The organism is Streptomyces sp. NPDC093260, assembly GCF_040683715.1.
GTDB lineage: Bacteria > Actinomycetota > Actinomycetes > Streptomycetales > Streptomycetaceae > Streptomyces > Streptomyces sennicomposti.
The window spans coordinates 126,318-134,280 of record NZ_JBFBEK010000020.1; the positions used below are offsets into that span (position 1 = coordinate 126,318).

Below are 7,963 nucleotides of genomic sequence, written 5' to 3' on the forward strand. Positions count from 1 at the left end.
TCAGCTCGGTCCGGCCTTGTAGCCGACACCACGGACGGTCACCACGATCTCCGGCTTCTCCGGGTCCCTCTCGACCTTGGAACGCAGCCGCTGGACGTGCACGTTGACCAGGCGGGTGTCCGCCGCGTGGCGGTAGCCCCACACCTGCTCCAGCAGCACCTCACGGGTGAACACCTGCCACGGCTTGCGGGCGAGGGCGACCAGCAGGTCGAACTCCAGCGGGGTCAGCGCGATGGACTGGCCGTCCCGCTTCACGGAGTGCCCGGCCACGTCGATGACGAGGTCGCCGATGGCCAGCTGCTCCGGCGCCGGCTCCTCCGACCTGCGCAGCCGCGCCCGGATACGGGCGACCAGCTCCTTGGGCTTGAACGGCTTCACGATGTAGTCGTCGGCGCCGGACTCCAGGCCCACGACGACGTCGACGGTGTCGCTCTTGGCCGTCAGCATCACGATCGGCACACCGGACTCGGCCCGGATCAGGCGGCACACCTCGATGCCGTCCCGACCGGGCAGCATCAGGTCCAGCAGCACCAGATCGGGCTTCGCCTCCCGGAAAGCGGCCAGCGCCTTGTCGCCGTCGGCTACGAAAGACGGCTCGAAACCTTCACCACGCAGCACGATCCCGAGCATCTCGGCCAGTGCGGTGTCGTCGTCGACGACAAGGACTCGTCCCTTCATGAACGACATCATCCCATTCTCGTAACGGCTGCGAAGATCCAGGTGAGGCAGCTCACTGGCCTGTGACGATAGTCGTATCGAGCCGTCACTGTCTGCCCTCGACCGGAGAACACCGCCGCGGACCGCTACGGAACCGGGCCCCGCCGCCCCCTCACTCGGCCCCCGCCTGCCGCGACCGTGCGCACAGCTCGGCGAGTCCCTTTCCGGTCACCGGCGACAGCGCCCCCTCCTCGGTGACGATCGCGGTCACCAGTTCGGGCGGGGTGACGTCGAACGCCGGGTTGTAGGCCTGCGTCCCCAGCGGTGCCACCGGGATGCCGCTGCCCGCCCCCGTCACCGGCATCTGCGGCGCGATCAGCTCGGTCACCTCGTACCCGGGCCGCTGCTCCACCTCGATGGACCCCGCGTCCGGGGTGTCCAGGTCCACCGTCGTCACCGGGGCGACCACGACGAACGGCACGTGGTGGTAGCGGGCGAGCACCGCCAGCGGGTACGTGCCCACCTTGTTGGCCACCGAGCCGTCCGCCGCGATCCGGTCCGCGCCCACCAGCACCGCGTCCACCTCGCCGGCCGCGAACAGCGATCCGGCCGCGTTGTCGGTGAGCAGCGTGTACGACAGATCGTTGCGGGCCGCCTCGTACGCGGTCAGCCGGGCGCCCTGGAACAGCGGCCGGGTCTCGTCCACCCACAGCCGACGCAGCCGCCCGGCCCGGTGCGCGGCGAGCGCCACCGCGAACGCCGTGCCCTCACCGCCCGACACCAGCGAGCCGGTGTTGCAGTGGGTGAGGACGCGGTGCCCGCCGCCGGGCAGCAGCTCGTCCAGCAGCGCCAGCCCGTGCTCGGCCATCCGGGCGCTGGCCCGGGCGTCCTCCTGGTGCAGCTGCCGAGCCGCGGCCAGCGCCGCCGGGGCGGCCTGGCGCGGATCACCGGTCCGTTCGAGCGCGGCCTGGTAGGCGGACCGCGCCCGGCGCACCCCGACCGACAGGTTCACCGCCGTGGGCCGGGCCCCGGCGAGCGCGGCGGCGGCGTCGTCCACGTCGAATCCCCGGGCGGCGGCGAGCGCGACCCCGTAGGCCCCGGCGATGCCGAGCAGCGGCGCCCCGCGCACGGCCAGCGTCCGGATCGCCTCGACCAGCGCGGGCGCGTCCGTGCACACCAGCTCGACCTCTTCGACGGGCAGCCTGGTCTGGTCGAGGAGCACCACGACCGGACCCTCGGGCAGCTCCTCCCAGCGGATGGCCGGGGAACCCGCCGGCCGATTGTCCTCACGAGTCTGCGCGTACTGATCAGCCATGCCGTCAGTCTTCCCCGTATCCCCCGGACAATAGAAGCGCCACAGCCCCTACCGCTGCCGGTCACCCGAAGACCACCCCATGGCACGATGGCAGCCAACCTGCCGCCGCGACCGCGGACGGGCACCGTGAAGGAGCGACGATGAACGACACTCCGGGCTGGTCCTCGCCCGGATCGGCCCCGTCCGACGACCAGCGTCCCGGCACGCCCGGACCTGGCGACGCCGCCGACCGCCCCGCTCCCGCGCAGCCCGCGGACCGGCCGGGCACGCCCCCGGCGGGCCCCGGCGTGAAGTGGTCCAAGGAACAGCCGCCCGCAGGCCAGTGGTCCGCGCCCACCGGCGCCCCGGCCGGCCAGTCCCCCGGCGGGACCGGCCAGACCCCGCCCCCGCCGCCCCCGGCCCCCGGCTGGGGCACGGCGCCCGCGGGCGGCCCCGGCGGCTACGGCACACCCGGCGGCTACGGCGGCGGCCCCGGGGGCTGGGGCGGCCCCGGCTACGGCGCCTGGGGAGGAGGCTGGGGCGGCCCGCCGCCCGCGGCCAAGCCCGGCGTGATCCCGCTGCGCCCACTCGGCGTGGGCGAGATACTCGACGGCGCCGTCTCCACCATGCGCACCCACTGGCGCACCGTCCTCGGCATCTCCCTGGCCGTCGCGGTCGTCACCCAGATCGTCCTCATCCTGGTGCAGCGCCTGGTCCTCGGCAGCGCCGGCACCGACGCCCTCGACGACCCGAACGCCACCACCGGCGAACTGCTGCGCGCCATGCGCAGCGCGGCACTCGGCTCCGGCGTCGTCTTCCTGGTCACCCTGGTCGGCACCGTCCTGGCCACCGCGCTGCTCACCACGGTCACCAGCCGTGCGGTCCTCGGCAAGGAGATCACCGTCGCCGAGGCCTGGCGCGACTCGCGCCCGCGGATCCTCAAGCTGTTCGGCCTGATCCTCCTCCTGCTGCTCATCGGCGTCGGCGTCTTCGCCGTCGGCCTCGTGCCCGGCGTCCTCGTGAGCCTGTCCGGATCGCCCGTCGCGGGCACCGGCATCGCCGTCCTGGGCGTCCTGGGCGCCGGCGTGGTCGCGATCTGGCTGGCGGTCCGCTTCTCCCTGGCCTCGCCCGCGCTGATGCTGGAGAAGCAGGGCGTCAGGAAGGCGATGAGCCGCTCGGCCAAGCTGGTCAAGGGCGCCTGGTGGCGGATCTTCGGCATCCAGCTGCTGGCCGCCCTCATCGCCGGCATCCTCTCCGCGGTGATCGCCATCCCGTTCGGCCTCGTCGGCGCGGCGATGACCGACGAGGGCGTCTCCGGCGTCCTGAACGGCACCGGCAACATCAGCTGGACCTACCTCCTGGTCAGCGGCGTCGGAGCGGTGATCGGCTCCATGATCAAGTTCCCGGTCAGCGCCGGCGTCACCGTGCTCCTCTACATCGACCAGCGCATCCGCCGCGAGGCCCTCGACCTCGAACTGGCCCGCGCGGCGGGTGTCCAGAGCCCCGGCGCACCCGCCTCGGGGAGCTGATGCCGTGAACTCGCCGGGGGGAGTTCTCACCGCGCTGCCCGCCCTCGGGCAGGCGGCACACCGAGCCGTACGACCGCTGCTGCCCGCCCGCGCCCACACTCTGCTCGGCCAGGCGCGCTCCGACGGCGAACCCCCTGTCACCCTCCCGCGCGACCCCGCGCGGGAGGCGGCCCGGCGCGAGCTGTCCAAGCGGATGTACCACGAGAACGACCCCGGCCTGCTGCAGCGCGCCCTCGACCACCTCTGGGACTGGATCGGCAAGCTGTTCGGCTCGGCGTCGGCCGCGACACCGGGCGGCGCCACCGGCCTGGTCGTCGTCATCGTGGCCGTCCTCGCGGTGCTCGGCACCCTGTGGTGGCGGCTCGGCAGCCCGCGCCGCGGGCCCGTCTCCGCCGCCGCCCTGTTCGACCACCGCCCCCGCAGCGCCGCCGAGCACCGCGCCGCCGCCGAGGCGCACGCCGCCCAGGGCCACTGGAGCCAGGCCCTCCAGGAACGCATGCGCGCCCTCGTCCGCTCCCTGGAGGAACGCGCCCTCCTCGACACCCGCCCCGGCCGCACCGCCGACGAGGCCGCCGCGGAGGCCGGCCGCACCCTGCCCGGGCACAACGACCGCCTGCACGCCGCCGCCCGCGACTTCGACGACGTCACATACGGCGGCCGCACCGCCACCGAGGAGTCCTACCGGCGCATCGCCGCAGTCGACGAGGAACTCGAAGGCACCCGCCCTCAGCTCGACGGCGACGACCGCGCCCCGGCCCCCCGCACCCACCAGGGAGCCGCCGGATGACCGCGCCCACCGCCACCGGGGCACCCGCCACCACCGCGGCCACCTCCGTCACCCCCACCGCCCGCCAGACCTGGACCCGCGCGCGCGGCATCGTCCTCGCCCTCGTCCTGCTGGCCGCAGGCGCCCTCACCCTGGCCGTACTGCGCTCGAACGACCAGCACGGCCGCCTCGACCCGCGCTCCGCCGACCCCTACGGCAGCCACGCCGTCGCCGCCGTCCTCGCCGACCACGGCGTGACCACCCGCGTGGTCACCACCCTCGACGACGCCCGCGACGCGGCCGGCCCGGACACCACCCTCCTGATCGCCACCCCCGACCTGCTCACCCGCACCCAGCAGACCCGGCTGCACACGGCGACCACCACCTCCGGCGGACGCACCGTCCTCGTCGCGCCCGACACCCCCTCCGTCGGCCGCCTCGCCCCCGGCGTCACCGCCGACCCCGCACCCAGCTTCGACACCGCGCTCGCCCCCGGCTGCGCCCTGCCCGCCGCCCGACGCGCGGGCCGGGCGGAGACCGGCGGCATCCGCTACTCCACCACCGCACCCGACGCCGACACCTGCTACCCCTACGACGACCTGCCCACCCTGCTGCGCCTCCCGCAGACCCAGGGCGGCGACACCGTCGTCCTCGGCGCGCCCGACATCCTCTACAACGACCGCCTCGACCAGCAGGGCAACGCCTCGCTCGCCCTGCAACTCCTCGGCTCGCGCCCTCATCTCGTCTGGTACCTCCCCTCCCTCACCGACGACTCGGCCGCCCCCGACACCGGCGAACGCGGCTTCTTCGACCTGCTCCCCTCCGGCTGGCTGTGGGGCACGCTCCAGCTGTTCATCGCCGCCGCCCTGGCCGCCCTGTGGCGCTCCCGCCGGTTCGGCCCCCTCGTCCTCGAAAGACTCCCCGTCGCGATCCGCGCCTCCGAAACCGTCGAAGGCCGCGCCCGCCTCTACCGCAAGGTGAACGCCCGCGACCGCGCCGCCACCGCGTTGCGCACCGCCACCCGCACCCGCCTCGCCCCCCTCGTCGGCGTCCCCGCCACCCGGGCGCACACGCCCGAGACCCTGCTGCCCGCGCTGTCCGCCCACCTCGACGGCGCCGGCGCCGCACAGCCCCTGCACGACCTCCTCTTCGGCCCGCCGCCCGGCGACGACGCGGCCCTCGTCTCCCTCGCCGACCGACTCGACGCCCTCGAAAGAGAGGTACGCCGTCCATGATGGACCCGACCACTGACAACGCCGGGCACCCCGGGGACGCGTCCGCCGCCCGGTCCGCGCTCGAAGGCCTGCGCGCCGAGATCGCCAAGGCCGTGGTCGGCCAGGACCCCGCCGTGACCGGTCTCGTCGTCGCGCTGCTGTGCCGCGGCCACGTCCTGCTCGAAGGCGTCCCCGGAGTCGCCAAGACGCTTCTCGTCCGCACCCTCGCCGCCGCACTCGAACTCGACACCAAGCGCGTCCAGTTCACCCCTGACCTGATGCCCAGCGACGTCACCGGCTCCCTCGTCTACGACGCACGCACCGCCGCCTTCTCCTTCCAGCCCGGCCCGGTCTTCACCAACCTCCTGCTCGCCGACGAGATCAACCGCACCCCGCCCAAGACCCAGTCCTCGCTTCTGGAGGCCATGGAAGAGCGCCAGGTCACGGTCGACGGCACCCCGCGCGCCCTCCCCGACCCCTTCCTCGTCATCGCCACCCAGAACCCCGTCGAGTACGAGGGCACCTACCCCCTCCCCGAAGCACAGCTGGACCGCTTCCTGCTCAAACTGACCATCCCCCTGCCCTCCCGGCAGGACGAGATCGACGTCCTCACCCGCCACGCCGCCGGCTTCGACCCGCGCGACCTGCGCGCCGCCGGCGTACGCCCCGTCGCCGGGCCCGCCGACCTCGACGCGGCCCGCGCGGCGATCGCCAAGACCACCGTCTCCCCCGAGATCGCCGCCTACGTCGTCGACCTCTGCCGCGCCACCCGCGAATCGCCTTCCCTCACCCTCGGCGTCTCCCCGCGCGGCGCCACCGCCCTGCTGTCCACCTCCCGCGCCTGGGCCTGGCTGACCGGCCGCGACTACGTCATCCCCGACGACGTCAAGGCCCTCGCCCTGCCCACTCTGCGCCACCGCGTGCAGCTGCGCCCCGAGGCGGAGATGGAGGGCGTCACCGCCGACTCGGTGATCAACGCGATCCTCGCCCACGTCCCGGTCCCCCGCTGATGGCCCTCACCGGACGCACCGCGCTCCTCGCGGCCCTCGGCGCCCTCCCCGTCGGCCTCTGGGACGCCGGCTGGACCGGCGTCCTCGCCGTCAACGCGCCCCTGGCCCTCGCCTGCGCCTGCGACTACGCCCTCGCGGCCCCCGTACGAGGCCTCGGTCTGACCCGCTCCGGCGACACATCGGCCCGTCTGGGCGAGACCGCCGACATCAGCCTCACCGTCACCAACACCACCCGGCGCCCGCTGCGGGCCGAACTGCGCGACGCCTGGCCGCCGAGCAGCTGGCAGCCCGGCACCGAGACGACGGCCTCACGCCACCGCCTGACGGTGCCGCGGGGCGAACGCCGCCGCCTCACCACCCGGCTGCGCCCCACCCGCCGCGGCGACCGCCAGGCCGACCGCGTCACCATCCGCTCCTACGGCCCGCTCGGCCTCGTCTCCCGCCAGGGCGCCCACGAAGTCCCCTGGACGGTACGGGTCCTGCCACCGTTCACCAGCCGCAAGCACCTGCCGTCCAAACTCGCCCGACTGCGCGAACTCGACGGCCGCACCAGTGTCCTCACCCGCGGCGAGGGCACCGAGTTCGACAGCCTGCGCGAGTACGTCCCCGGCGACGACACCCGTTCCATCGACTGGCGCGCCACCGCCCGTCAGACCACGGTCGCCGTACGCACCTGGCGTCCCGAACGCGATCGGCACATCCTGCTGGTCCTCGACACCGGCCGCACCTCCGCCGGCCGGGTGGGCGACGCCCCCCGCCTGGACGCGGCCATGGACGCCGCCCTGCTCCTGGCGGCCCTCGCCTCACGCGCCGGCGACCGAGTCGACCTGCTCGCCTACGACCGCCGGGTTCGCGCCCTGGTCCAGGGCCGCACCGCGAACAACCTCCTGCCGTCCCTGGTCGACACGCTGGCGACGCTGGAGCCGGAACTCGTCGAGACGGACGCCCGGGGCCTGACGGCCGCCGCACTGCGCACAGCGCCTCGCCGCTCGCTGATCGTCCTCCTCACCAGCCTGGACCCGGCGCCCGTCGAGGAAGGCCTCCTGCCCGTGCTTCCCCAACTCACCAAACGGCACACGGTGCTGGTGGCCTCGGTGGCAGACCCGCACGTCGCGGGGATGGCCGAGGCCCGGGGTGACGTGGACGCGGTCTACGAAGCGGCGGCAGCGGCCCGCTCGCAGGCGGAACGCCGGCGCACCGCCGAGCAGCTCCGCCGACATGGGGTGACGGTCGTGGACGCGACACCGGACGACCTGGCACCCGCACTGGCGGACGCCTATCTCGCCCTCAAGGCGGCCGGCCGCCTCTGAATCCGTGAGCCTGCGGACCTCTGAGGAGGGGTCTCCGACCCCTGAAACGCGGAAAACCCCGCACCATACGGTGCGGGGTTTCCCCAAAAATTGTTCGGCGGTGTCCTACTCTCCCACAGGGTCCCCCCTGCAGTACCATCGGCGCTGAAAGGCTTAGCTTCCGGGTTCGGAATGTAACCGGGC

Annotated in this window: 7 protein-coding genes and 1 rRNA gene; 5 read left to right on the forward strand and 3 right to left on the reverse strand. The window is 74.3% G+C overall.

Features of this window, described 5'->3' with window-relative positions; translation table 11 throughout:
- Positions 1-690 (reverse strand): two-component system response regulator MtrA, encoded by a 690-nt coding sequence (gene mtrA, locus AB0N63_RS24600; RefSeq protein ID WP_361414930.1) that lies wholly within the window; start codon positions 688-690, stop codon positions 1-3.
- Between the two features lie 139 nt (positions 691-829).
- The gene (gene mtnA, locus AB0N63_RS24605) at positions 830-1,972 is read right to left on the reverse strand and encodes an S-methyl-5-thioribose-1-phosphate isomerase (protein ID WP_365531483.1); all 1,143 of its coding nucleotides are present in this window, start codon (positions 1,970-1,972) and stop codon (positions 830-832) included.
- Between the two features lie 140 nt (positions 1,973-2,112).
- Between mtnA and AB0N63_RS24610 the strand changes: the two genes are divergently transcribed.
- The 5 genes from AB0N63_RS24610 to AB0N63_RS24630 are packed head-to-tail and all read left to right on the forward strand — an operon-like array spanning position 2,113 to position 7,780.
- Complete coding sequence (locus AB0N63_RS24610; RefSeq protein WP_365531486.1) at positions 2,113-3,480, forward strand: glycerophosphoryl diester phosphodiesterase membrane domain-containing protein; 1,368 nt, start codon at positions 2,113-2,115, stop codon at positions 3,478-3,480.
- 4 nt (positions 3,481-3,484) lie between these two features.
- Complete coding sequence (locus tag AB0N63_RS24615; protein WP_365531488.1) at positions 3,485-4,267, forward strand: DUF4129 domain-containing protein; 783 nt, start codon at positions 3,485-3,487, stop codon at positions 4,265-4,267.
- Positions 4,264-5,481, forward strand: coding sequence for a DUF4350 domain-containing protein (locus AB0N63_RS24620; RefSeq protein ID WP_365531490.1), 1,218 nt, complete (start codon positions 4,264-4,266; stop codon positions 5,479-5,481). The genes AB0N63_RS24615 and AB0N63_RS24620 overlap by 4 nt, the downstream gene beginning before the upstream one ends.
- On the forward strand, positions 5,481-6,470 hold the full coding sequence (locus AB0N63_RS24625; RefSeq protein ID WP_365531491.1) for a MoxR family ATPase: 990 nt from the start codon (positions 5,481-5,483) through the stop codon (positions 6,468-6,470). Before AB0N63_RS24620 ends, AB0N63_RS24625 begins: the two co-directional genes overlap by 1 nt.
- Positions 6,470-7,780: a DUF58 domain-containing protein gene (locus AB0N63_RS24630; protein ID WP_365531493.1), complete on the forward strand. Its 1,311-nt coding sequence runs from the start codon at positions 6,470-6,472 to the stop codon at positions 7,778-7,780. Before AB0N63_RS24625 ends, AB0N63_RS24630 begins: the two co-directional genes overlap by 1 nt.
- Before the next feature lie 92 nt (positions 7,781-7,872).
- On the opposite strand, the gene rrf is transcribed toward AB0N63_RS24630, so the two are convergent.
- A 5S ribosomal RNA gene (gene rrf, locus AB0N63_RS24635) occupies positions 7,873-7,963 on the reverse strand; the annotation flags it as partial.

Bases quoted from the DNA above. Each gene is read 5' to 3' on its own strand.
- mtrA (WP_361414930.1), bottom strand. From the start codon at position 690: ATGATGTCGTTCATGAAGGGACGAGTCCTTGTCGTCGACGACGACACC.
- mtnA (WP_365531483.1), bottom strand. From the start codon at position 1,972: ATGGCTGATCAGTACGCGCAGACTCGTGAGGACAATCGGCCGGCGGGT.
- AB0N63_RS24610 (WP_365531486.1), top strand. From the start codon at position 2,113: ATGAACGACACTCCGGGCTGGTCCTCGCCCGGATCGGCCCCGTCCGAC.
- AB0N63_RS24620 (WP_365531490.1), top strand. From the start codon at position 4,264: ATGACCGCGCCCACCGCCACCGGGGCACCCGCCACCACCGCGGCCACC.
- AB0N63_RS24625 (WP_365531491.1), top strand. From the start codon at position 5,481: ATGGACCCGACCACTGACAACGCCGGGCACCCCGGGGACGCGTCCGCC.
- AB0N63_RS24630 (WP_365531493.1), top strand. From the start codon at position 6,470: ATGGCCCTCACCGGACGCACCGCGCTCCTCGCGGCCCTCGGCGCCCTC.